We start from the raw sequence: 24,403 nt of genomic DNA, 5'->3' as shown, positions 1-24,403 counted from the left end.
TTAATATGCATCAATCGTAAGCAGCTCACCCCATTGGGTGGTGTACCGCGGACTACGATCATTTTTAATCAATTCCCATTGATTCATACGATTACCAACCAATGCTGAAGAGACCGTTGATTTTCCAAATTTCTGGTTGATCTTATCTATCGTATTCATAAGATCGGTGCGAGAGGCAGGAATTTTTGCATCAAACAAACTGGTCTGTACATATTCTTGTGGAATAAGTCCGCTTAAATTAACACCTACCTTTTTGTAGCGATAATCCGGTTTGTAAATACTATAAAGAGCTTTTTTAGCCTCACGGGTGAGTATATAGGTGTTATTTGATGCTGTAGGCAAAGTCACTGTGATACTTTTAGAATATTGCTTGTCGCGCTCGCTGTGATAATTGGTTTGCAAAAACACCTGTATATATTGAGCACAAGATTTTTGTTTTCTCAAAACCTCGCTTACCTCAGCGATATAATAGGCACAGGCTTCTTCAATTAAATCAAGGCTGGTGAGTTTTGAACCAAAGGATTTTGCAGTGCCTATCGCCTTTTTTGCTCGGGGCAATGTCTCTAAAGATAAGCAAGACTCACCGCGTAATTCACGCCAGATACGCTCCCCTACTACCGTCATATTTTTCCGAACCCAGTCTAGCGAAACTTCATAAGCAAATTGATAGGCCATAAAAATGCCTTTTTTATTAAGGCGCTCTCGGTGCTTTTTACCAATACCCCAAATATCTTTTAATTCTGCGTGTTTTAAAGCCTGAATGCATTTTGCTTGGTTATCAAGCACACAAACGTGGTCATAGTTTTCAATCTTTTTAGCCATTCTGTTTGCCAGCTTTGCTAAAACTTTGGTTGGTGCAATACCTACGCCAACGGGTAAACCTGTATAGCGAAATACGGTTTCTTTGATAGAAGCCCCATACTGCCGCAGATCTACAAAGCGCATATTCGATAAATCAACAAAAGATTCATCTATACTGTAAATCTCTACTTCCGGAGAAAAGAGTTTCAACGTATTCATCACGCGCTGGGACATCTCGCCATACAATGTGTAATTAGAAGAAAAAAACTCAACCTGATTTTCAATCAATAGTTTTTTGATCTTAAAAACAGGTTCAAACATAGGTATATCAGTAAGAGCCTTAGCTTCCTTATTGGCTGCAATCACACAGCCATCATTATTACTCAATACAACCACCGGTTTTCCCCATAAATCTGGACGAAAAACCTGCTCACAAGAAGCATAAAAACTATTGCAATCTACTAGTGCAATCATTATATCTGATGTATAACATAGGTAATCACACCCCAAAGCAATTGCTCTTCCGTTTCTCCTGAAGTCTCATTCCTATTAAATTTAACAATCTTAAATTCACCATCTTTTACTACTACAGCGAGTTTACCGCGAGAAGCAACCATAGATCTATCAACTATAAGAACATCACCATTATTTATTTGAAATTCTCTGTATCCATCGCCTTTAACGCGTATAAAAAAAGTAGCATCTCGGTTACGGGTTAAAATACGATTAAGATCAATGCGACTCTCTAAATAGTGTGTTGCCGGACTAGGAAAGCCTGTTTGCTCTGAACTTCCTGCCTGGTGTACTTCGTCGGGTACCTGTACGCGTGCTACATCTTCAAATTCCATAAATCAAAATTATGGAAATATTCCTAATTAATGGATTTAATCCTGTTAATTAACAAATGTGCTATTTCAATTTCAGCTATGCTAATTATTCTATATTTGAAACCAAATTTCTCATATGCGCAAAATAGAAAGCATCAGTGTTTTTGATATGTTGAAGATAGGCGTTGGCCCTTCCAGTTCCCATACTTTAGGTCCGTGGCGCGCTGCCCGCAGGTGGATTACCAAATTGAAGAAAAAGAACAATTTTGATAAAGTTGAAAAAATCACGGTAGAACTATACGGCTCCTTGACTCTCACAGGAAAAGGTCACGCAACAGACATTGCTGTTCTTCTAGGTTTAGAAGGTCTTGACCCGCAAAAGTTTCCTATTGAAGATATCAGTGGTGTTATAGATCGTATTAAAAATGAGAAACAATTAAGCTTTAACAGCGAGCGTCCCATTGAATTTGATGCTGAAACTCAAATTATTTTCAACAAGAAATTCAAACCCTTTCATCCTAACGGAATCACGTTTAGAGCGTTGTTAAGCTCAGGTAAACGTACCACAGACACGTTCTACTCTATTGGTGGTGGTTTTGTAGTTCAAGAAGAACGCAAACGCGCTAAAGCCAAGCAAAAATTATTAAAGAGTTTTCCCTATCCCATACAGTCTGGAAAAGAATTACTGGCGTTTTGTAATGCTGAAAACTTAAAGATCTCAGAACTCGTTCTTGAAAACGAAAAATCGCTGGCTTCTGAAGAGGAAATCAATTTTAGACTGAAGGAAATCTGGAAGGTAATGCTCGACTCTATGTATACCGGCTGCCACACCGAGGGCACTTTACCGGGCGGACTCAACGTACGTCGTAGGGCATTTGACTCACATAAGAATCTGATAGGCGACTGCGCCTACAATAACGCCGAAGAATGGATTACCGCCATACGCGGCACCGAAGTAAAATTTAGACAAATTCTCAAGTGGGTTTCCTGCTTTGCGCTTGCTGTAAATGAAGTAAACGCTTCGCTAGGTCGGGTGGTAACTGCTCCCACAAATGGTAGTGCGGGTGTGATTCCCGCCGTGATGATGTATTATATGGTTATTGAGAATCACGATGCAAACTTTGAAGATATTAGACAATTTATGTTGGTTGCCGGTGAGATTGGTAGTTTGTTTAAAAAAGGTGCTACTATTTCTGCAGCAATGGGAGGCTGTCAAGCTGAAATCGGAGTTTCAAGCGCAATGGCAGCCGGTGCCTTAACCGAATTGATGGGCGGTACTCCCGAGCAGGTTTTAATGGCAAGTGAGATCGCTATGGAACATCACTTAGGACTCACATGTGATCCCATTGCAGGATTAGTACAAATACCCTGTATTGAGCGCAACGCAATGGGTGCGATAAAAGCCATAAATGCCTGTGAAATGGCATTAGACACCGATGCAAAAAATGCTAAAGTCCCACTTGACAAAGTCATTGAGACGATGTGGCAAACCGCAAAGGATATGAATTCAAAATATAAGGAAACCAGTGAAGGTGGTCTGGCAGTAAATGTAGCGTTAAGCGATTGCTAGCGGTAAACACTATCTTTTAAGAGTTGCTTGATGCTTCTATCTTGTGCGTAATCAAAAACCGTTTGTTTTTTGACCGTTTGAGCTTCGGCTAGAGCACCTTTTTCTAGTAATTTTAGAATGATTTTTTTATTAGGGCTGCCACCTTTTACAGCCCAATGCAGTGGCGTCTCTCCTATTTTATTTTTGGCGTTGATATTCAACCCAAAATTTAAAAGTTGGTCTACGAGTGCTACATCTTGATCCTGCGCTTTATAAACAACAAAATGCAATACAGTGTTGCCTTCATTGTCTTTGGTTTTAGCATTGAGACCTGTCGCTAACATTACCGGCACTGCCTCTTTAAAATCAGATTTTAATGCTTTAAAAATATCTTCCTCAGCAGGGATCCCACCTTTAGCAATAGCCAGTTTTAACAGATCGATTTGTTTCGCATCTAAGGCAACCTTATACGCATAATCGGCTGCGTTTAAACGATCTATTAAGTGAGATACCACAACTGGCATTTGATTCTGGACTGCATTAAGAAGGAGTGTATTGGTCAAGAGTGAATCTTCGGCACGCTCCATCAGTTTTAGAGCGATTGCTTCGTTCTTAGAATCAATTGCGGTGGTTAGGGCTGCTGAATTGACCTGCGCACCGTAGTTCAAATTGGTTTCTACAAGTTGGGGGTCCTTCAACTCGATCAAGTCTATCATTATCGAATCTGGGTTGATCTGGCGTGTTTCAAGTAACACTTTAGTAAGCTGAACGTCCTTGACGTTCGATGCAATTTTAAGCAGATCAGGATTTTTTACAACGGCTCCCTTTTCAATCAAATACGCTACTATAATGCTATTGCCCGAAAGTACAGCTACCTCGAGGCCCAATTGCGGATCTGCATCTTTTGAGATCAACAACTCAACCAATTCTTGATTTCCATTTTTGACGACACTAGCTAAATGTTTACCGGCATCTACTTCTGCCTCTTTCTGCTGAAAAACATACTTTACAAAATCAGTTTTATTATAGTCAACAGCAACAGCCAAGGCCGCTTTGGGATTTCCTTGAAAACGATCTAGACTTTCTTTAAAAAGAGAAAAATCGTTTTCTGTTGCCGCGTATGTAAAAACCGAATCTACATTAGCGCCTTTTTCCAAACTCAATCTAATTGAAGCTGTATTTTTTAAAGTAATAGCTTGTTCTAAAGCATAATCAGCCCAGTTTTTTTGTTCTAAAGCCAGCGCTAAAATCTCTAGGTTATTATTAGAGATTGCGGTAGTTATGACCTTATTTGATAACTGCGCTCCTTCTTTCTTCGTAAAATAAGTAAAAAGCTCTGTATTATCAGCTTCGGTAATAACTTCGAAAACCTGAGTAGATGCTGGCGTCACGTTTCGAATTTGGTTGAGGATCAGTGTATCTTCAACGTGTAAAGCTTCAGCTAAAATTGTCGCATTCGCTTCGGCTCCAAATTCAATAAACTGTTGCACAAGATCAGTATCCCCATGGGTAACTGCTAACGCTAACATTTCAGTATCTGCAGTAAAATGGGTGATCTCATCGCTCATTAAAGCTTTTACCGCTTTGTAATCTTTATTTCTAACCGCAAATGCAACATCATTATTTACCGGTTTTGCACCTTCTCTGAGCAAGGCATAAATCACCTCTGGAGCACTGAAAGCAACCGCTTTAAATATCATATTATTCTTTGGTTTTGCACCCCGTTCTAGCAAAGCTAAAGCCTTTGCTTTACTGAAATAATCCGGATCAAAAACCATATCCAGATCGCTTATTGTAGGTCGTACTCCTAAATCAAAAATCCTATTAAGCACTTGAGCATCTTCAAAATTCTGCACTGCAGCGGCAACAACACCATTTACACTGCGCGAAGCTCCGTTGAAATACTTTTCAGTCAGTGCTGTCGTATCTCCTCGTGCAGCTGCCGAAACCAATTCTGAATCTAAAGCATAATTATAAAAATTGCCTGATGCTACGATGGTCGTGTTCTCTTTGACTTGCTCTAAACTGTATTTAATGGTAAATACATCCTTATCGATGGTAGTGATTTGAACTTCTTTAACTACCGGCTGGAGCAATGCCTCTTTAAAAGATGTCCTAGCGGTTTCTGGCCCGCTAATGAGTAATGTCGTTCTTTGATCTCCCTTGACCAGTTTCTTTGTGTCGTCCCATATACTTACGTAAGCACCTTTGAGTTCCTCGGGAGAGACCGTAAAATCAAGTACTCTATTCAGTGCAATCTCCTCATCGGTGAGCAAGGTATTTAAATCGATTCCCTGATATTCTATCAGCGGTTTAGACGTCATAGGGTCGCCGTTGGCCTTAAAACTTCCAAAGAAAAGATCGCCTACATAATTGGTGCGCGAAGCTTCTTCAGCCGATCCCGTACTATTTTTAACCACTGAAATCACCTTTTGCCGAAACTGCAAGGAATATTTCTGAAAGAAGGACGAAGAGCTTTCTTGAGCCTGCCAACTTTTCACTTTAGCCTTTGCGTGATCAATTGCTTTTTGAAGCAAGGCTTTCTTTTTCTGTAGATCCTCAATTTCAGGAAAATTTTGAACCGTGAGCAACTCAGAAAGTTCGGCATATTGAGCGGCAATGATCACCGCATTTTTAGGATTGAGCGTTTGCTCCCAGCGTTTGTCCCAAAACTCATTTGGGTTTCCACCTCGAGTAAAGCGTTGCGGCTCACCTAATGGAATATAAGGATCAGTCAGTACCTCACCACGTTGTTGCTCACCTATAGCGATGCGTAATTTGGTTTTAAACACCTCTTCAGAATGTGGTGAATTGATAAAATCTGTAGAATTGATGCTATTACGGGTAAGAAAAAATCCGCCATACGTAACTTCTGTAGTATAGTGCGTTCCAAACCAACTCAAAAAACCTTCGGCAGTCACATCACGACCAAGCCGCATGACTGCATCCTTAAAACCTTCTGAAAGCGCTATTTTAGGTAGTTTTTTCGCAAATAAGGCTTTTTTTCGTAAGGTATAAACATAAAGCTGCTTGTTGTTTTTTTCAGCATCTGCAGTGCCCTTGTACGCTTGCGAAAAATGTGCAGAGACGGGAAGACCTTCTGCTTGAGTACTAAGAATAGTATGTTCAAAATCGTGAGCGGTTTGTATAAATTCAAAACGTAATTCTGAATCACCTGGCGTCTTTATTTTTGCAATTTCATCAAAAGCTACCTGCTCAAAAATTTCACCTTTTTTTGGACCAATAACCGATTTACGAGCAGGATCTAGCACATCTAAGAAGCGAATATCCACACTAAATCCAGGCACTTTCAAGGAATCTAAGCTTTGCTGTGCAAAGCAAAAATTGAGGCTTAAAAGAAAAAATGTATAATAAAAATGACGAGAAGCCCTCACGGTCTATAAGTTTACTATTAACGCTAAGAGGGGATTATTAAGGGACTTTGAAGATAGTTAAATACCTGAAATACACCAAGCTATTTACACTATAATCGAGACTTAAATGTTCTGAGGCTTGCTTCGAAAATAAACATTTTTCTCATCAATGCTTGCGGCTTAACTAGGGCAGTTTAGTCACAGCTTTGCCGGTTTCTGGTGTCAACGATATAGAATATTTTCCAAGAACCTTCATCCCAGATCATTTGAAAATTATTGACACCGCAATGGCTTAACTCACTATTGATATAGAATTCATAAGGCGTCCACACATTGGCCATAAGCGCATCAGAACGGGTTTGATAGTCGAGAATACGCTCTTCAAAATTTACATTTTCCGGTATGCCGGCGATTGACTTGAGAAAGGAATCAAAACTGCTTGTAGAAAGTTTTAACTCTCCGTCTTTACTCATCCCAATAGATTGCATCTTTACTGAATCATACATCAATTCTTTCATCGCCAGCGTGTCCTGCTGATGAAAGGCATTAAAAAAGGCTACCACTACTTCCTTAGCTTGTTCTGGCTCTTGTGCCTTCAGATTAAAAAAGGAAAGGATACAGATGAGTGTAAAAATTGTTTTCACAGTAGTATAGGTTTTAAATTTTTATTGGAATACAAGGTTTTGCATTGACCTGCTGATTGTCGCTGATATCAACGCTTACTTTGTGGGGCAATACGTGAGTAATTTACTACTTTTACGCGCATTTAAAAATTGTGCTATGTCAGCAGCAAAAAAAGAATACAAAAGAATTACGGTTAAGTCTTTAACCGAAATGAAAAGTCAAGGTGAGAAAATCGCAATGCTTACCGCGTATGACTATACTACAGCCAAAATTCTAGACCGTGCAGGAATCGATGTAATCCTCGTAGGAGACTCTGCATCCAACGTGATGGCGGGCCATGAGACCACGCTACCTATCACTTTAGACCAAATGATCTATCACGCTTCGTCAGTTATTCGCGCAATAAAACGCTCGCTGGTAGTGGTTGATCTTCCTTTTGGAACCTACCAAAGTGATCCTAAAGAAGCGCTTCGTTCTGCAATTCGTATTATGAAAGAAAGCGGTGGTCACGCGTTAAAACTAGAAGGCGGAAAAGAAATTAAAGAGTCTATCAAACGTATTTTACACGCAGGAATTCCAGTGATGGGACACTTAGGTTTGACACCACAATCTATTTATAAATTTGGTACCTACACCGTACGCGCTAAGGAAGAAGCTGAAGCACAAAAACTGAAAGAAGATGCGCTACTCCTTGAAAAATTAGGCTGCTTTGCGGTCGTTCTTGAGAAAGTACCGAGCAAATTGGCTAAAGAAGTAGCTGAAAGTCTTACCATTCCTGTAATAGGCATTGGTGCCGGTAACGGTGTTGATGGCCAAGTGCTCGTAATGCACGATATGCTTGGGATGAGCAAAGAATTTAGTCCGCGATTTTTACGTAGATATTTAGATCTTCATACGTTAATGACCGGAGCTTTTGAGCAATATATTACCGACGTAAAAGCGGTAGATTTTCCTTCGGAAGACGAACAATACTAAGTAGCGGCACCACTGAAAAACCAAGCCATACATAGCACAAAAGACAATCTTCAGGTTATTTATGAGGACAATCACATTATTGTCGTTAATAAACGACCCGGAGATATTGTGCAAGGTGACAAAACCGGGGATAAACCGCTTAGCGAGGTTGTAAAAAGCTATATTGCTGAAAAATACAATAAGCCGGGCGCTGTTTATTTGGGCGTTGTGCATCGGTTAGACCGCCCTACAAGTGGTATTGTGATCTTCGCACGGACTTCAAAAGCACTACCCCGACTCAACAAATTATTTGCTGCCAAAGAAGCCAAAAAAACCTATTGGGCATTAGTAAAGGAAACTCCGCCTAAAACTTCAGATCGGCTTGTTCATTATTTAAAACGAAATCCTAAGCAGAATAAGTCGTACAGTCACGTTAACGAAGTTCCTGATAGCAAAAAAGGGATTCTAGAGTATCGCGTGCTTAAGGAGTTGAACAACTATACGTTATTAGAAGTTGATTTGCATACCGGAAGACATCATCAGATTAGATCACAATTATCGGCCATTGGTTGCCCGATAAAAGGGGATTTGAAATACGGTTTTGACCGAAGCAATCCAGACGGAAGCATTCACCTGCATTCAAGAAAATTAACTTTAGTGCACCCCGTACAAAAAAAGGAAATGACATTTATAGCCGAGCCTCCATCTGAAAATGCGCTATGGAATGCGTGTTTATCATAAAAAAAGCCCTTTCTGTCGAAAGGGCTTTTTTTATGTTGAGTATGAGTATACTTATGCCAAATTATTGTGTGGGGCCCAGTGCGAACAAAGCATCTCTGGTGCTGCCTTTTGAGGATTTGCACAGGTAGGACCGTGAAAGCGCGCACAATTTGCACAATTACGATCATTTTTAAGTTCTGCTTTCATCGAAAAGCTATCACAAGTATACCCTGCAGTTACCTGAACATCGTGAAGTTTACATTGATTTGAGGCTGTCAAATTTTCACAGTTTGAACAGCTATTTCCTAATCTAATTGCCATAACCTATGTTTTAAATTTATTTTCAATAAGTTAGGATTTACCAGAGTAAGAATGAATTTAAATAACTGAAATCAAGCGATTTGAATTTAGATCACTTAAAAACAACAGCTTTTAAAGCATTGGATTATGAGTTTTTCAACTCTTCCTTTTAGCACTTCGCAAACTCTCAATGATCACCGCACTAATTATTAATAAACCACCAACTAATGTGGCCCACTGCGGCACTTCCCCAAGAAAAAGAATTCCAAGAGCTATACCATAGACTGGCTGTACACTACTAATGATGCTTGCTGTAGTTATTGAAAAATATCTAAAGGTCAGCAAAAATAGCGTGTGTCCCAAAGCTGTTGTCAATAAAGCCAAGGCAAGAATCCACATCAAATTGTCTTGCAAGGCTTCCATACTTGTTTGAAATGAAAGCGGAATCAATAAAACACCAATGATCAAGGCTTGGTACATCATTAGTAAACTTCCGTGGTATTTAGCGACTTGCTTTTTCATTAAAATATTCCGCAAGGCGTAAGCTAATGCTGAAGCCAAACCAAACGCCACGGCCTGTGTGTACTGGTTTTCAAAATCAAAATCAGGAATGAGAAATGCAATGCCAGCCAGTACAAGCAATCCTAAAAACAAGTGAATTTTCTGAAAAGGTAATTTCAGCAATAAAGGTTCTAAAATGCTGGTTAAAGCCGGGTATGTAAAGATGGTAAGCATCCCAATCGCCACATTGCTCAATTGCAATGCTTTGAAATAAGCCACCCAATGGATACCCATTAAAATTCCGCCGAGAAATACTTTTAATCTATCCTTCTTTTCTATAGTTAAACTGATCGATTTCCACTTTAGAAAAAGCAACAGGAATACGACCGCTAAAAGTGCACGCCAACCTATGGTTACCACAGGCGGTAAAGTAACCGCTCTCCCCAAAACACCGCTGGTGCTTACCAAAAGCATCGCCAGATTGAGCTGTAAAATATTTTTGAAATAGGAATTTTGCGTTTGCGTCAAAGCAGAAAAATGTAATGAAATTATCGGTTAAGTAAAGATGCTTTTTCTTTGATGATATCGGCAACGGGGCGATTTTCAATCCGGCTGTCAAGCCAGGAAAGAATGTCAAGATAAAGAAAAGCACGGCGCTCATACGGGTCATCTTCATAAACCTCTAGCCTGCTTCTCAAATTTTTAAATTCATTCTTCAACTCTCCCGGAAAAATATCTCCCAAATTTCTCAAGAACTTGATCATCTCTTTTTGCACCTCGTGAAGATCATCCATCTTGATCAAGAATTTATACGTGCTTTTCAACAGGGTTTCCAAATGATAGTCCATTCCGGCTTCATAATGCGCGACCAAATTAAGAATACGTGCAAAACACATCAAATCCTCACGCATTTTGAGCGATTTATTATTGATGATCTTACCAAGATATTCAATGCACTTTTTGTTTTGACCATTACCAAAATACAGACTGGCGATCTTGTAATAAAACACCATAATGTGATGCTCATCCATACGCTGCCCAGACTGCTTCAGGTATTTTTCGATCTTTTCTATAAGTCCGTCATCGGTAGAAAAATCACCTACCATAAATTTGTGATTCAGCTTATGAGAATACACATACAGAAACTCCAAAATCTCCAGGTTATCACTATGCGGAAAATCTGTAGATGCTAATCGCGACTCGAGCCGAGCAAGGACTTCTTCAAATTTGGTATGATGTTTCAGGAAGAATAACGACTCTAGCAAATAATGATTTCCTTTTAGGTAAAACACAGGATTACGCGCGATCATCGCTGGTGTTTCTTCAAATAATTCTACATAACGCGTTGCATACTTAAAACACGACAAAAAATCCTGAATCAGGAAACTATACCAGAGATAGGCTTTATTCAGCCAAAGCTTCTCCCGAAATCCCAAATCACTCATTTTATACTTGGGCATCGACTTGGTAAAAAAGTCTGTGATCTCACGCTTTTCCTCGTCACTACGCACGTAACCCGTTTTCAACATCAAACCATAAAGTTGCAGCGAAAGATTAGAGAGCTTGCTCGTCATCAAATTCTGCTGACTCAAAATTTTTGCCTCGCTTGCAAGTTCTTCTGAGCGCGTGCTCATACTGCGCGTGATGTACTGCGACTCGATGACTTTCTCAAGTTCTACGATCTCATAGGCCACATTTTTCTCTTCGTTCTCAATCGCCATATGCTTGGCTTTCTCCAACAATTTAAGGCTTTGTTGATATAAGCCTTTTTGATAAAGCACCGTGGCAAAATCTAATTGTTCACGTATTTGTACCCGAATATTTTGATGCGCCGGACTCAAGCGCAAAGAGATCAAAATCTGTTTATAGAGATGCGCTTTAAGATTAGAAAGCTGTTGTTTTTTGACAATATTTTGCTTCAAAATGATGCTTTCATCATAGTTGCTCATTTTATCAAGCAAGTTGAAAAGCTGTAAATACTTTGAATCTGCATTTCCGTCAAGGCGACCTACATAAAGTTTAAATTGTCGTTTTTCTGACTTGGACAACGACTTTATCAAAACGTAAAGCGAATCTTTTGAATCATTTGCTGTTGTAATGATTTTACGCATAAAACATTGATTATAAGTAATTTAAATGAAGACGTTTTTACTTAAACATCGTAGGTTATTTTGCTTTGGTCTCCTCAAAAGTACTACCAATATATATATTCACACTTAAATTGAGAAAAAAAGCACTATGACCGATAACAAAGTCCAAATTTTTGACACGACGCTTAGAGACGGGGAGCAAGTCCCGGGCTGTAAATTAGACACACAACAAAAGCTAATTATTGCAGAACGTCTCGACCTGCTGGGTGTTGATGTTATTGAGGCCGGTTTCCCTATTTCTAGCCCCGGTGATTTTAAATCTGTTGAAGAAATTGCGCGTTTGGTTAAAAACGCCACGGTGTGTGGTCTTACCCGTGCCGTAAAAAAAGATATTGAAGTTGCTGCCGAAGCCTTAAAATATGCGGTTAAGCCACGTATTCACACAGGAATTGGTACCAGCGACTCACACATTAAATACAAGTTTAAGTCCAATCGTGAGGACATTATTAAACGTGCTTACGATGCTGTTGCTTATGCTAAAACATTTGTTGAAGATGTAGAGTTTTATGCAGAAGACGCTGGCCGTACCGATAATGAGTATCTGGCGCGTGTTTGCGAGGCTGCTGTAAAAGCAGGTGCAACAGTACTTAACATTCCTGATACCACAGGATATTGCTTACCTGAAGAATACGGAGCAAAAATGAAATACCTTATGGAAAACGTAAAAGGTATTGATAAAGCCATTCTATCTTGCCACTGTCATAATGATCTGGGCCTTGCAACTGCCAACTCTATTGCCGGTGTGGTCAATGGTGCACGCCAGATAGAATGTACTATAAACGGAATTGGTGAACGTGCCGGTAACACAGCGCTTGAAGAAGTGGTGATGATCTTACGTCAACATCCAGACTTAGGCCTTGATACCAACATCAATTCACGTCTACTTTGGGATACCAGTAAAATGGTGAGTGACAAAATGGGAATGCCGGTACAACCTAACAAAGCGGTTGTAGGTTCTAATGCCTTTGCTCACAGCTCGGGAATTCACCAAGATGGTGTGATCAAAAATCGTGAGACTTACGAAATTATGGACCCTGAAGAAGTTGGTGTTACCGAAAGCGCCATCATTCTTACTGCGCGTAGCGGTCGTGCTGCGTTAGCCTACCGTTCTAAAAAAGTAGGGTATGAATTAACCAAGCTTCAGTTAGATGATGTTTATGAGGTCTTTCTTAAATTTGCCGACAAGCAGAAAGAAATTCATGATGAAGACATTCATGAAATCATGAAAGAGGCAAAAATTCAGACACAAGTCGAAGCGTAACACATTATAAATTAAATCATTAAATAAGGATTCTTGAATTAGAATCCTTATTTTTTCATATAATCTAAGTGTTCTTAGGAACCAATTAAATTAAAATGGCAGGAAAAACCCTATTTGATAAAGTCTGGGACGCACACGTGGTTGACACGGTGCCTAATGGACCACAAGTACTTTATATTGACAAACACCTTATTCACGAGGTTACCAGTCCGCAAGCTTTTTCAGAATTAGAAGAACGCGGCATACCTGTAGCGCGCCCAGATCAAATCGTGGCGACCGCAGACCACAACACGCCAACCGTAGATCAACACTTGCCGGTGCGTGATGTATTATCAAGAAATCAGCTGAAACAACTTTCAGAAAACTGTGAGAAACACGGGATCACGCTCTATGGTCTTGGTCATAAATACAACGGAATCGTGCACGTAATGGCTCCTGAATTAGGAATCACCCAACCGGGAATGACTATGGTTTGTGGCGATAGCCACACCTCTACACACGGTGCTTTTGGTACGATCGCCTTTGGTATTGGTACCAGCCAAGTTGCTCAGGTTTTTGCGAGTCAATGTTTATTACTGACTAAGCCAAAAAGTCTACGCGTGAACGTAAACGGGAAATTAAAACCCAACGTGCTTCCTAAAGATGTAATTCTTTATGTGATCTCAAAAATTGGTACTAACGCTGGTACAGGCTATTTCTGTGAGTATGCAGGAAATGTCTTTGAAGAAATGTCTATGGAAGGCCGTATGACGGTTTGTAATATGAGTATCGAAATGGGTGCGCGAGGCGGAATGATCGCTCCAGATCAGACTACTTTTGACTACGTTCAAGGGCGCGAGTTCGCTCCCGAAAGTGCAGCATGGGAAGAAAAATTGGCCTACTGGAAAACGCTTCCTACTGATGATGATGCAGTTTTTGATAAAGAATACTCGTTTGATGCAGAAGACATCGAGCCAATGGTTACTTACGGTACAAACCCGGGAATGGGAATTAAAGTTACCGGAACCATTCCTGATAAGGAGGATGTAAATCTAGATAAGGCACTCGCTTATATGAACTTCAAAAAAGGAGAAAGCCTTATTGATAAACCTATCAATTATGTATTTATTGGTAGTTGTACTAACTCCCGTATTGAAGATTTCCGCATTGCGGCAGACTTTGTAAAAGGAAAACAGAAAGCTGCAAATGTAAACGCCTGGTTAGTTCCGGGATCACAGCAAGTAGCTAAGCAACTTGTTGAAGAAGGTCTTGATAAAGTTTTTACTGAAGCCGGCTTTGCTTTGAGACAACCCGGTTGTTCTGCTTGTTTAGCGATGAACGATGATAAAATTCCGGAAGGTGAATATTGCGTTTCTACTTCAAACCGAAACTTTGAAGGACGACAAGGACAAGGCGCACGTACGATTTTAGCGAGTCCGCTTATGGCTGCTGCAACCGCCGTTGCCGGAAAAATTACAGACATTACAAAACAATTAAACTAAATGGAAAAGTTTACAAAACTTACCGATACCGCTGTTCCGTTACCTATTGAAAATATAGATACAGACCAGATCATACCGGCGCGTTTCTTAAAATCTACCGACAAAAAAGGCTTTGGCGATAATGTTTTTAGAGATTGGAGATTTGATCAAAAAGGAGAAAAGAACGAAGATTTTGTTTTAAATGATCCTACCTACAGCGGTCCTATTTTGGTTGCCGGAGATAACTTTGGTTGCGGTTCGAGTAGAGAGCACGCAGCGTGGGCGATTGCAGGATATGGTTTTAAAGTAGTGATCAGTAGTTTTTTTGCAGATATTTTTAAAGGAAATGCACTTAATAACGGTATTCTTCCTATTCAGGTAACCCCGGAATATCTAAAAGAACTTTTAGCACTTGTTACCGAAAAGCCTGACACAAAACTTACCATCGATCTAGAAAACCAATTATTGAGCACCCCTGCGGGCGAACTTGAGTTTGAGATCGATCCGTATAAAAAAGTTTGTATGATCAATGGATATGACGACATTGATTTCTTAATCAGTAAAAAAGAAAAGATAGAAGCTTTTGAGCAAGAGCGCAGCTTCTAATTTTGAACATATAAAGCAGCACTTATGAAATTTAACATAGCACTTTTAGCAGGAGACGGTATTGGACCAGAAGTTACAGAACAAGCTGTAAAGACTCTTGATGCCATTGCAGACGTTTACAACCATACTTTTAAATTCAATAAAGCGCTTGTAGGTGCTTGCGCTATTGATGAAACGGGAGACCCGCTTCCTGAAGATACGATCAAGTTGTGTCAGGAAAGTGACGCGGTACTTTTTGGTGCTATTGGTCACCCAAAATACGACAACGATCCTTCAGCAAAAGTGAGACCTGAACAAGGTTTATTAAAGCTGCGTAAGTCGCTTGGTTTATTCTGTAATATTAGACCGGTAAAAGCATACGAGCGTTTAATCGAAAATTCTCCTTTGAAAAAAGAGATCATCAGCGGGACCGATATTTCTATCTATCGTGAGCTGACCGGCGGGATTTATTTTGGTGATAAGCATATAAGCGAAGACGGACAAGTAGCTAGCGATGGCTGCTCGTATTCTGTAGAAGAAATCACGCGTATTGCACACCTAGCGTTTAAAGAAGCACAAAACCGAAGAAAAAAATTAACGCTTGTAGATAAGGCTAACGTATTAGAAACTTCGCGTTTATGGCGTAAAACCGTTACCGAGATCGCTAAGGAATATGAGGATGTAGAACTCGACTTTTTATTTGTAGACAATGCAGCGATGCAAATGATCTTAAATCCAAGTCAGTTTGATGTGATCTTAACCGAAAATCTTTTTGGAGATATCATTTCTGATGAAGCATCGGTAATTGGTGGTTCTATCGGGCTATTGGCTTCTGCATCTATCGGAAGCACTGTAGGAATGTTTGAGCCTATTCACGGTTCGTTCCCGCAAGCAACCGGTAAAAATATTGCTAACCCGCTTGCTTCTATCCTTTCTGCGGCAATGATGTTGCGCCATTTGGATCTTCACAAAGAAGCAGATGCTATTGAGAAAGCTGTCGAAAAGTCTTTAGAATTAGGCATCACTACTGGCGATATCAATCCTAAAAAACCATACAGTACCACAAAAGTAGGTGACTTTATCGCAGACTATATCACACACCCTGAAGATTCTAATCGTAATTTTAGAAACATTCACGCAGGACAAAGCACGATTATCTAGAGATAGATTTTAGGTAGTAGACATTAGATTCTAGACCTGACATTTTAGAATATTAAAAGCGACCTGTTTAGGTCGCTTTTTTATTGGTTAATTTTCAGTTTTCTAATTATCCTCTAGAATTTCCTTTAGATTTTTGAGTCCGGCTTCAAAGTCTTTACCTACCATTTTATCCATACTCATAAAATGACTCACGATCGTAAACGGAAAATTATATTTCCCGCTAAAACCCCAGGCGATATTGGTGATCCCGGGATTAGGCGTACTCACAGCCAACCATGCATCGCTGGTACTTTTCATAGGTTTAATAAACCGCAACTGACTTTCAATACGTTTACCGGGAATAATCCCTGTAATTTCTTGTTCGCCGCTTCCTACTTCTTTATTTCCCTCCCATTTTGAGATGAATCCTACGGTACCGTCGACACCCTCATAGGATTTATTCATATCGGGATCTTTTCGATTCCACGGGGACCATTGATCTTGATTTTTCAAATACTTCAAATATTCAAAAATTTTATCTGCAGGTTTTTGAACGTTAATATCCCGTTTTACAACATACTGCGATTTTGCGGTAAAATGAAGTAAGGCGATCAAAACCAAAACTCCGATTAAAACATAAAGAAATACCATATTGGTTTGTACTAAGTTTGCTACTGACTAATGTAGAAAAATTTTAAATGTAATGTCCAAGATTTTTCACACGGCAATATCGAGTCCGGCAATCTCCTTTTTATAGCTTTTAGGTAATAATATGGCTTTTACAAGCACGTCGACCTTTAACCATCTACTTAACTTATAAAGCGGAATAAATCCTGTCAACCATGAAAACGAACGCATGTTCAACAACTGGCGTACACGTTTGGGCACAAGTAGTTTTTGAGCTTCGATCAAAAAGAAATATCGCACACCTCCCAAATGTTTTTTATACTGTTTAAACAGATCTTGAGTGTATTTGCTATTCTTTAAATCCTGCTGAATGTGTTGCTCTCGCTGTTCAAGCCAATCGGTATACTTTGGTTTGAGCTCTTTTAATTTCATTTGAACACCAAAACGATAAAAAACATCATAAACCTCCTGCTTTTCTTCAGCAGAAAGTTTGCGCTCCAACAACTCAAAAGCCGCTATCGAGTAATGAATCAGCATAAATAATACATCTCGATACGCCCAATCGGGTATCGCACCTCCCCTATTCTGCTCTACCGATTTATGAATATGGTAAATAGAATCTATGGTTTTGAGTGCGTGTTGCTCTTCAGCAAAAATGATTCTTCTCGCATACGTAACGGTAGAGAATAACCGGCCTAAAGGATCTGCCGGAAGTTTCCCTGTAAAATACAGCCAATCTACAGCTTTGTTCAATGCAAATTCTGCAGCCGCCCCGGCAAAAATTAAAAGAACCGTATCGCTTTTGCCCCAAATGGTTCTTACTATAGAATCGTGTTTTACAAACTGCTTCATCGCTATCGCTGTTAGCTACTAAAGTAACGAAAGTAAAGCATAATTCAATTCTGAAGAATCAAATTTAGAAAGCGAACTCAGCGTAATAAAACCTTTTGGCGGTGCCTAGTAAACTACCTCAGCCCAAGTTCTTGAGATGTTAAACGGAAACGTATTTTCAATTTTGAGGAAAGTGTCAAAAAATTAAACCTTTTGGCGATGCCAAAAAAAACCGCCCGGGACATCACCACCGGGCGGTTTCTAGTTTGCACGCTTCCGATATCAAGAAGAAGCTATGCAAACAACCTCAACACTAACTAATTCTTAGTTCCAGCCGCCACCTAGCGCCTGGTACATATGCACATACGCATTCATTTGAGCCATTTTGGTCTCTACAAGTTCAAAGTTTGACTCCAATGCATCACGCTGGGTCATCAATACTTCCATATAATCTGCCCTTGCTGATGAAAACAACTGACTAGAAATATTAACCGAACGATTAAGCGCATCTACTTCTTGAGCTTTGAGCTCATAGCTTTTCTCCAGATTATCTACTTTAGAAAGTTGGTTTGCAACCTCTATATAAGCGTTAAGCACGGTACGCTCATAATCATAAACTGCCTGAATCTGTTTTGCATTGGCACTTGCATAAGCCGCTTTGATCTCATTTCTGTTGATCAAAGGTGCTGTAAGTTCGCCGGCAATAGAATACAACAGCGACTCTGGAGTATCTAATAAATATTTAGGATTAAAAGCTTCAAAACCTACTCCTGCTGAAATTCCTAAGGAAGGATAAAAACGTGCCTTAGCTACTTTTACATTAAGCTTTGCAGCTTCAAGAGCAAGTTCGGCTTGCTTTACGTCTGTACGATTTTCTAAAAGCTGAGCAGGAATTCCTGCACGTATGGCTTTTGGCTTCATCATTAAAAGATCATCAGTACTACGCTGCACGTGTTGCGGAAAACGCCCAACTAAAAAGTTGATTCGGTTTTCTGCTTCAATTATGCGCTGCTGAATGTCAAATTGCAAACTCTTAGTATGCAATACCTCTGCTTCAAATTTACTTACGGCAAGACCGGTTGCGCGCGCAGCCTCCTTTTGAAGTCTTACAATACGGTATGCATTACTTTGAATTTCAATATTTCGGTTTACGATCGCAAGTTGATTGTCTAAGGCTAAAAGTTCGTAATAGCTTTCAGCAATTTCACCTACAAGTTGCGTAACCATAAAATTTCGGCCTTCAACACTTGATAGATAATTGAATACGGCTGCTTTTTTTGCGTTGCGCAGCTTTTTCCAGATATCTAACTCCCAGGTTGCGTGCAAACCAAATTGATAATTGGGTAAGGGTTCAGGAAATTCAACACCTTCTTTAATATCGGTGTTGGCATCGTTTGCTCCTTGACTGGTATATCTACCTACCTTTTCAGTTTCGGCGGCAGCACCAAAGCCTACAAACGGTAAATACTCTCCTTTTTTAGCCTTAATCTCTGCTTTAGAAATCGCAATCTCTTGAAGCATAATGTTAAGCTCCTGATTGTTTACTAAGGCAGAATCTATAAGTGTAGTTAGGTATGAATCTGTAAAATACTCCTTCCATTGAATAAGAGCAGTATTGGTCGTATCTGTACTGCTGGTATTTGTGAAGTTTTGAGGGAGGTCTTTTAAATCGACCTCCCGCTCTACTAGACTGGGCGCTTTACAGGCAGAAAATGCCAGTAAAAAACACACTACTGCAGTATGAATAAATCGGGTTTTATTTATCTTCTTGATCATCTTCTTCTGAATTTGAAAAACTATCTATTTCGTGAACAAAGCCCTCTGTTAAAGAACCGTCTTCTTCATCTCTAATTAACTTCTTACCATCTGCCAAAGAACCAAATATGAAGTACAATCCGGGTACTATAATCACCCCGAAAATAGTACCGAATAACATTCCTCCTAAAGCTGAAGCACCAATGGTATGGTTACCAATTGCACCCGCTCCTGAAGCCAATAATAATGGAATCAAACCGGCGATAAAGGCAAATGAAGTCATTAAAATAGGTCTAAAACGCACTTTAGCACCTTCTATCGCAGCATCGAGTATCGTAGCGCCCTGAGAGCGTTTTAATACCGCAAACTCTACAATAAGCACGGCGTTTTTACCCAGAAGACCTACCAACATTATGAGGCCAATTTGTGCATAAATGTCATTTTGTAGTCCCATCATTTTAAGCACCATAAATGATCCAAATACCCCAACCGGAAGCGAGAACACCACCGCCAATGGAATAATGAAAGATTCGTACTGGGCAGCTAAAACAAAGTACACAAAGACCAAAACGATCAAGAAAATATAGATAGACTCATTACCTCGGTTAGCCTCGTCATAAGAAAGACCTTCCCAGCCAATGTCATATCCTTTGGGTAAGGTTGTAGCCGCTACCTCACGTATTGCTTCAATAGCGTCTGCGGTGGTATAACCGGGAGCCGGAAGACCACGTATAGCAGCAGAGTTATACATATTGAAACGCGTTACCTCATTAGGCCCTTGTGTTTTCTTAAGGGTCATAAATGCTGAATATGGAACCATTTCGCCCTCTTCATTCTTCACAAACATATTGAGCACGTCTGAAGGTAACCTTCTGAATTTAGGATCAGACTGTACATACACTTTGAAGAAACGACCAAACTTAATAAAGCCTTGCTCGTAGGTACTACCTATCATAATGTTCAGGTTTTCCATAGCTTTCCCAATAGAAACTCCTTTTTGCATTGCAAGATCATTATTGAATTCGAGTTCATATTGCGGATAGTTTGCCGCAAAGAAGGTGAATACTCCAGTGAGCTCTTTACGCTCTTTTAAATGATCTATGAATTCCTGATTTACTTTATCAAAATCCTGATAATCGGTATCGGTATTTTCATCTAATAAACGCATAGAAAAACCACCAGACGAACCAAAACCAGGAATGGCAGGTGGTTCAAAAAATTCGATTACGGCACCAAGCCCTTTTGATTTCTCTTCAAGCTCTTCCATAATTTCGGTCACATCGTGCTCACGCTCAGACCAAGGTTTTAAGTTGATCAAACATGTACCTGCGTTAGAACCACGACCTTCGGTCATAATCTCATAACCCGCAAGCGAAGAAACCGATTCGATACCATCAACTTCTTCAGCGATTTTCTGAAGTTCAAGCGAAACCTTATTTGTTCGCTCTAAAGTAGCTCCCGGAGGAGTTTGTATAATCGCATAGATCGTACCTTGATCCTCACTAGGAATAAACCCTGAAGGAAGCACCTGACTTTCTATAAAAACACCAATACAGAAAGCGATCAAAATTCCGAAGGTTAACCATCTTCGACTCACGATACGCTTCAGTACTGCAACGTACTTACCAGTGAGTTTATCAAAACCACTATTGAATTTATCCAGCGCACGTGTAAAGAGGTTGCGCTTCTTCTCTTTTCCGTGGTTGTTCTTTAAAAGCATTGCACACAATACAGGCGTCAACGTCAACGCGATCAATGCTGAAATCACAATGGAACTCGCCATAGTAATAGAGAACTGTCTATAGAACGTACCAACGGGACCAGACATAAAAGATATAGGCAAGAATACCGAAACCATTACACCGGTAATTGCGATAATCGCCCCACTGATCTCTCCTAAAACTTCTTTAACTGCTCGATATGGAGATATATGCGGATGCTCTTCAAACTTGGCGTGCACCGCCTCGACGACGACAATCGCATCATCGACCACAATACCAATAGCCAGTACCAATGCAAAGAGTGTCACCATGTTTATCGAAATGCCAAAGAACTGAATGACAAAGAACGCCCCAATTAAGGAAACTGGCACCGCTATGATAGGGATGAGTGTAGAGCGCCAGTCACCTAAGAAAACAAACACTACTAATGCTACTAAAATAAAGGCATCACGTAAGGTGTCTATTACCTGTTCTATAGAAGAATCTAAGAATTTAGAAACGTCATAACTGATTTTATAATCCATTCCCGGAGGGAAATCAGCACGCATTTCTTCAAGCTTTTCTTTTACTTCATCAATAACGTCACTTGCGTTACTTCCGTAGTTTTGCTTCAATACGATCGCCGCAGAAGGGTGACCATCTAAGTTGGAGTAGATATCAAAGAATTCACTTCCTAACTCTACTTTACCAATATCTTTAAGGCGAATGCTTTCACCTTCAGAGTTTGCTCTTATAATGATATTTTCATATTGCTCAGGCTCATTATAACGGCCTTTATAAGTCAACACATATTCTAAAGATTGTGCTTCTATACCAGAACTTCTTCCCAAGCGTCCGGGACGTCCCACGATACTTTGCTCCTGCATCGCTTCCATCACTTCATCAACTGAAACATCATAAGCACGCATACGATCTGGATTTAACCAAACACGCATTGCGTATCTACGGCTTCCTAAAATTTGAGAACGTGCAACCCCCTTTAGACGGTTGATTTCAGGAATCATTTTTACGTTGGCATAGTTGTACAGAAATTTTTCATCCATACTTTTTTCCTTAGAATACAGGTTCACATACATCAACATACTAGGCTGTATGGGTGTAATCACTACCCCTTCTCGCTGAACCAATTCGGGCAAGAGGGGCATAACCTGATCAACCCTGGTCTTGACCCTCACCACGGCTTGGTTAGGATCTGTACCGGGTTCAAAAATAATTCTAAGCGTGGCCTCACCTGCACTGGTAGCATCGGTAGCCATATAACGCATTCCTTGAACCCCGTTAATAGAATTCTCTAAGGTTACTAAGGTTGATTTTACTAATACATCTGCACTCGCACCGGGATACGCGATAAAAATATTTACCGTTGTAGGCGCGATTTGCGGGAACTGTGATATAGGCAGCTGCTTGATCGCGAGCGAACCTATAAACACGATAATAATCGAAATTACTATCGCAAATACGGGTCTGTGAATAAATCTACTAAACATTATTTCTCGTTTTTAGAAGATGTGCTTACTCAGCATAAAGTGCTAACTCAGCCATTGCTTTGTTAGGATCTTCTACTTCATATTCTACTTTATCATGCTCTCTTACCAATCTCAATCCTTCAAGAAGAATTTTATCATCGGTGCTCAGACCGTCGCTCACAGCATATAAATGCGGCATTTCTTCTGCGATGGTGATTTGTCTTGAGTGAACGACGCCTTCGTCATCTATCACGTAGCAGTACTTCTTGTCAAGGACTTCAAAAGTTGCTTTCTGCGGAATTAAAAGCGCATTTTCTAAAGGAATAGTAACGTGCACATTACCGGTTTCTCCGTGACGTAGTAGCGCGTCTGGGTTAGGGAAAGTAGCTCTAAAAGGAATATTACCCGTTTCGTTATTAAAGTCGGCTTCAATGGTTTCTACAATACCTTTGTGACCAAAGTACTTGTTATTTGCCATAAGCAATTCAACTTCAGGTTTTGTAGCATCTTTCAACGCAGCTTTATAATCAAGATATTCTGCTTCAGGAACATTGTAGTAAACCCACATAATGTTGTTATCTGAAAGATTGGTGAGTAATTCGCCCTCATCTACCAGACTTCCTAAACGTACGTGAAAACGGTCAACGATACCATCAAATGGCGCTCGTATTTGGGTAAACTCCAAATGCACTTGCGACAGCGCAAGCTCTGCATTGGCCTTTTCTAGCTTGGCTTTAGCCATCGCTAACTCATTAGGAGCAACAACATTGCTATCGGCAAGTTTCTTAGTGTTTTGGTATTCAATGGTAGCAAATTGTGCTTCAGCTTTTGCTTTTTGCATTTCTGCTTCATAAAGCTTCGGCATAATTTGAAAAAGAAGCTGTCCTTTTTTTACGGCTTGACCTTCATCAACAAATATTTTCTGAAGATAACCGCGTTCTTGAGCACGCAATTCGATGTGTCTACTCGAGTGAATTTGTGCGACGTAATCTTTTGTGATTACCGTATCCTTACGCATAGGATTGGTAACATAAAAGGTAGTTTCTTCTTCCTTTTCGTGGTGTTCTGACTTGCAGCTTACGTGGAACAACAAAGCCACGAAGCCCAACATCATGAGAATCTTTTTCATGTGATGTGAATTTTACTTTAAAAAAAATTAAATGGATTTAAGTGTTCTTCCAGAACGGAAAAACGTAGGGGGTTTCGGCTTAGTGGTTAAACTAAGTGTGAGGTACACCAATAAGCAAAAACAGATTAAGCCCAGACAATGTGGGCTCAAAAGTTAAATCAAAGTCTAAATACCTGAAATAAAAGGTACGGCTTTACTGAAGCGCTTAAAGAAGAACGCGCCTTAGTTTTTAAATGTTTGTATTTAAAGTAAAAACATCTGGGAACAGATGTTTGAGTAGCTGTAAGTGAAGCTAAAACCTGGTTTTGTTTGTCTTTAGAAGCAGCATCGCTCTCTTCTATTTCAAACTCTGCCATTCTAATCTCCGGGCTATGACTATGAGCTACATCATAGTGAAATCCTACGGGATTAGCTGAAAAAGTTTCTTCAATACCCGATTCACTGAAGCTTGCTTCAGCCGACAGATAGGAGCTACCTGAAAGCTGTACAAAACCAGCAAGGAATAAGATAAATGAAAAAAGAAACTTCATAAGTCTTTTAATTTAAGACGGAACAAAATTAACAGAAGACTTATCAAACCACCAAAAATTGTGAAGGAAAAGTTTTACGAATAATTAATTTCTCAACG

20 protein-coding genes are annotated in these 24,403 nt (G+C 39.9%); 7 read left to right on the top strand and 13 right to left on the bottom strand.

From position 1 onward, the window contains the following. Window positions 1-1,275, bottom strand: a complete 1,275-nt coding sequence (locus WA338_RS07865) for a Y-family DNA polymerase (RefSeq protein ID WP_336092851.1) — start codon at window positions 1,273-1,275, stop codon at window positions 1-3. After that, window positions 1,275-1,649 (bottom strand): S24 family peptidase, encoded by a 375-nt coding sequence (locus WA338_RS07860; RefSeq protein WP_009780549.1) that lies wholly within the window; start codon window positions 1,647-1,649, stop codon window positions 1,275-1,277. Before WA338_RS07860 ends, WA338_RS07865 begins: the two co-directional genes overlap by 1 nt. 115 nt (window positions 1,650-1,764) lie before the next feature. Here WA338_RS07860 and WA338_RS07855 point away from each other — a divergent pair, with 115 nt between their 5' ends. Then, a complete protein-coding gene (locus WA338_RS07855; RefSeq protein WP_009780550.1) occupies window positions 1,765-3,198 on the top strand; it encodes an L-serine ammonia-lyase in 1,434 nt (477 codons plus the stop codon). Here the strand turns inward: WA338_RS07855 and WA338_RS07850 are convergent. Continuing rightward, on the bottom strand, window positions 3,195-6,485 hold the full coding sequence (locus WA338_RS07850) for an ankyrin repeat domain-containing protein (protein WP_230199294.1): 3,291 nt from the start codon (window positions 6,483-6,485) through the stop codon (window positions 3,195-3,197). The two genes, WA338_RS07855 and WA338_RS07850, sit on opposite strands and share 4 nt — an antisense overlap. Before the next feature lie 260 nt (window positions 6,486-6,745). Further along, on the bottom strand, window positions 6,746-7,195 hold the full coding sequence (locus WA338_RS07845) for a hypothetical protein (RefSeq protein ID WP_009780552.1): 450 nt from the start codon (window positions 7,193-7,195) through the stop codon (window positions 6,746-6,748). 136 nt (window positions 7,196-7,331) lie between these two features. On the opposite strand from WA338_RS07845, the gene panB reads away from it, so the two are divergent. Both panB and WA338_RS07835 read left to right on the top strand, forming a co-directional pair. Further along, entirely contained in the window at window positions 7,332-8,150 is an 819-nt protein-coding gene (gene panB / locus WA338_RS07840) for a 3-methyl-2-oxobutanoate hydroxymethyltransferase (RefSeq protein ID WP_009780553.1), read from the top strand. Between the two features lie 12 nt (window positions 8,151-8,162). Further along, the gene (locus WA338_RS07835; RefSeq protein WP_273016385.1) at window positions 8,163-8,870 is read left to right on the top strand and encodes an RluA family pseudouridine synthase; all 708 of its coding nucleotides are present in this window, start codon (window positions 8,163-8,165) and stop codon (window positions 8,868-8,870) included. Window positions 8,871-8,921: 51 nt separating this feature from the next. Here the strand turns inward: WA338_RS07835 and WA338_RS07830 are convergent, their stop codons facing one another. The 3 genes from WA338_RS07830 to WA338_RS07820 form a co-directional block, all read right to left on the bottom strand. Further along, window positions 8,922-9,170, bottom strand: coding sequence for a hypothetical protein (locus WA338_RS07830; RefSeq protein ID WP_273016372.1), 249 nt, complete (start codon window positions 9,168-9,170; stop codon window positions 8,922-8,924). 135 nt (window positions 9,171-9,305) lie between these two features. Further along, a complete protein-coding gene (locus WA338_RS07825) occupies window positions 9,306-10,178 on the bottom strand; it encodes a DMT family transporter (RefSeq protein WP_442913212.1) in 873 nt (290 codons plus the stop codon). Window positions 10,179-10,198: 20 nt separating this feature from the next. Continuing rightward, window positions 10,199-11,761 carry a hypothetical protein gene (locus WA338_RS07820; RefSeq protein ID WP_273016373.1) on the bottom strand — a complete coding sequence of 521 codons (1,563 nt, stop codon included), beginning with the start codon at window positions 11,759-11,761 and terminating at the stop codon, window positions 10,199-10,201. Between the two features lie 127 nt (window positions 11,762-11,888). Here WA338_RS07820 and WA338_RS07815 point away from each other — a divergent pair, with 127 nt between their 5' ends. The 4 genes from WA338_RS07815 (at window position 11,889) to leuB (ending at window position 16,267) form a co-directional block, all read left to right on the top strand. Beyond that, window positions 11,889-13,061, top strand: coding sequence for a 2-isopropylmalate synthase (locus tag WA338_RS07815; protein WP_272985733.1), 1,173 nt, complete (start codon window positions 11,889-11,891; stop codon window positions 13,059-13,061). A gap of 95 nt (window positions 13,062-13,156) precedes the next feature. Beyond that, window positions 13,157-14,542 (top strand): 3-isopropylmalate dehydratase large subunit, encoded by a 1,386-nt coding sequence (gene leuC, locus WA338_RS07810; RefSeq protein WP_272985734.1) that lies wholly within the window; start codon window positions 13,157-13,159, stop codon window positions 14,540-14,542. Beyond that, on the top strand, window positions 14,543-15,127 hold the full coding sequence (gene leuD, locus WA338_RS07805) for a 3-isopropylmalate dehydratase small subunit (protein ID WP_272985736.1): 585 nt from the start codon (window positions 14,543-14,545) through the stop codon (window positions 15,125-15,127). It abuts the gene before it with no gap. A gap of 24 nt (window positions 15,128-15,151) precedes the next feature. After that, complete coding sequence (gene leuB, locus WA338_RS07800; protein ID WP_009780560.1) at window positions 15,152-16,267, top strand: 3-isopropylmalate dehydrogenase; 1,116 nt, start codon at window positions 15,152-15,154, stop codon at window positions 16,265-16,267. 102 nt (window positions 16,268-16,369) lie between these two features. Here leuB and WA338_RS07795 read toward each other — a convergent pair whose 3' ends face one another. From WA338_RS07795 to WA338_RS07770, 6 genes are all read right to left on the bottom strand, one after another. Beyond that, window positions 16,370-16,897, bottom strand: a complete 528-nt coding sequence (locus WA338_RS07795) for an SRPBCC family protein (protein ID WP_272985737.1) — start codon at window positions 16,895-16,897, stop codon at window positions 16,370-16,372. A gap of 66 nt (window positions 16,898-16,963) precedes the next feature. Continuing rightward, window positions 16,964-17,725 carry an oxygenase MpaB family protein gene (locus WA338_RS07790; RefSeq protein WP_272985739.1) on the bottom strand — a complete coding sequence of 254 codons (762 nt, stop codon included), beginning with the start codon at window positions 17,723-17,725 and terminating at the stop codon, window positions 16,964-16,966. Window positions 17,726-18,028: 303 nt separating this feature from the next. Continuing rightward, complete coding sequence (locus WA338_RS07785; protein ID WP_272985741.1) at window positions 18,029-19,480, bottom strand: TolC family protein; 1,452 nt, start codon at window positions 19,478-19,480, stop codon at window positions 18,029-18,031. Then, a complete protein-coding gene (locus WA338_RS07780) occupies window positions 19,461-22,667 on the bottom strand; it encodes an efflux RND transporter permease subunit (RefSeq protein ID WP_272985742.1) in 3,207 nt (1,068 codons plus the stop codon). Before WA338_RS07780 ends, WA338_RS07785 begins: the two co-directional genes overlap by 20 nt. A 25-nt stretch (window positions 22,668-22,692) precedes the next feature. Continuing rightward, on the bottom strand, window positions 22,693-23,775 hold the full coding sequence (locus WA338_RS07775) for an efflux RND transporter periplasmic adaptor subunit (RefSeq protein ID WP_272985744.1): 1,083 nt from the start codon (window positions 23,773-23,775) through the stop codon (window positions 22,693-22,695). Between the two features lie 158 nt (window positions 23,776-23,933). Continuing rightward, the gene (locus WA338_RS07770) at window positions 23,934-24,305 is read right to left on the bottom strand and encodes a hypothetical protein (RefSeq protein WP_009780566.1); all 372 of its coding nucleotides are present in this window, start codon (window positions 24,303-24,305) and stop codon (window positions 23,934-23,936) included. Window positions 24,306-24,403 lie beyond the last annotated feature (98 nt).

It is taken from the genome of Leeuwenhoekiella sp. CH_XMU1409-2 (assembly GCF_037029365.1).
GTDB classification, from domain to species: Bacteria; Bacteroidota; Bacteroidia; order Flavobacteriales; family Flavobacteriaceae; genus Leeuwenhoekiella; species Leeuwenhoekiella blandensis.
The sequence above is the reverse complement of the archived record's forward strand: the minus strand, read 5'-3'. Positions and strand labels throughout refer to the sequence as shown.

Bases quoted from the DNA above. Each gene is read 5' to 3' on its own strand.
- WA338_RS07785 (WP_272985741.1), bottom strand. From the start codon at position 19,480: ATGATCAAGAAGATAAATAAAACCCGATTTATTCATACTGCAGTAGTG.
- WA338_RS07860 (WP_009780549.1), bottom strand. From the start codon at position 1,649: ATGGAATTTGAAGATGTAGCACGCGTACAGGTACCCGACGAAGTACAC.
- WA338_RS07820 (WP_273016373.1), bottom strand. From the start codon at position 11,761: ATGCGTAAAATCATTACAACAGCAAATGATTCAAAAGATTCGCTTTAC.
- WA338_RS07775 (WP_272985744.1), bottom strand. From the start codon at position 23,775: ATGAAAAAGATTCTCATGATGTTGGGCTTCGTGGCTTTGTTGTTCCAC.
- WA338_RS07780 (WP_272985742.1), bottom strand. From the start codon at position 22,667: ATGTTTAGTAGATTTATTCACAGACCCGTATTTGCGATAGTAATTTCG.
- WA338_RS07865 (WP_336092851.1), bottom strand. From the start codon at position 1,275: ATGATTGCACTAGTAGATTGCAATAGTTTTTATGCTTCTTGTGAGCAG.
- leuB (WP_009780560.1), top strand. From the start codon at position 15,152: ATGAAATTTAACATAGCACTTTTAGCAGGAGACGGTATTGGACCAGAA.
- WA338_RS07770 (WP_009780566.1), bottom strand. From the start codon at position 24,305: ATGAAGTTTCTTTTTTCATTTATCTTATTCCTTGCTGGTTTTGTACAG.
- WA338_RS07815 (WP_272985733.1), top strand. From the start codon at position 11,889: ATGACCGATAACAAAGTCCAAATTTTTGACACGACGCTTAGAGACGGG.
- panB (WP_009780553.1), top strand. From the start codon at position 7,332: ATGTCAGCAGCAAAAAAAGAATACAAAAGAATTACGGTTAAGTCTTTA.
- WA338_RS07830 (WP_273016372.1), bottom strand. From the start codon at position 9,170: ATGGCAATTAGATTAGGAAATAGCTGTTCAAACTGTGAAAATTTGACA.
- leuD (WP_272985736.1), top strand. From the start codon at position 14,543: ATGGAAAAGTTTACAAAACTTACCGATACCGCTGTTCCGTTACCTATT.
- WA338_RS07795 (WP_272985737.1), bottom strand. From the start codon at position 16,897: ATGGTATTTCTTTATGTTTTAATCGGAGTTTTGGTTTTGATCGCCTTA.
- WA338_RS07790 (WP_272985739.1), bottom strand. From the start codon at position 17,725: ATGAAGCAGTTTGTAAAACACGATTCTATAGTAAGAACCATTTGGGGC.
- WA338_RS07855 (WP_009780550.1), top strand. From the start codon at position 1,765: ATGCGCAAAATAGAAAGCATCAGTGTTTTTGATATGTTGAAGATAGGC.
- leuC (WP_272985734.1), top strand. From the start codon at position 13,157: ATGGCAGGAAAAACCCTATTTGATAAAGTCTGGGACGCACACGTGGTT.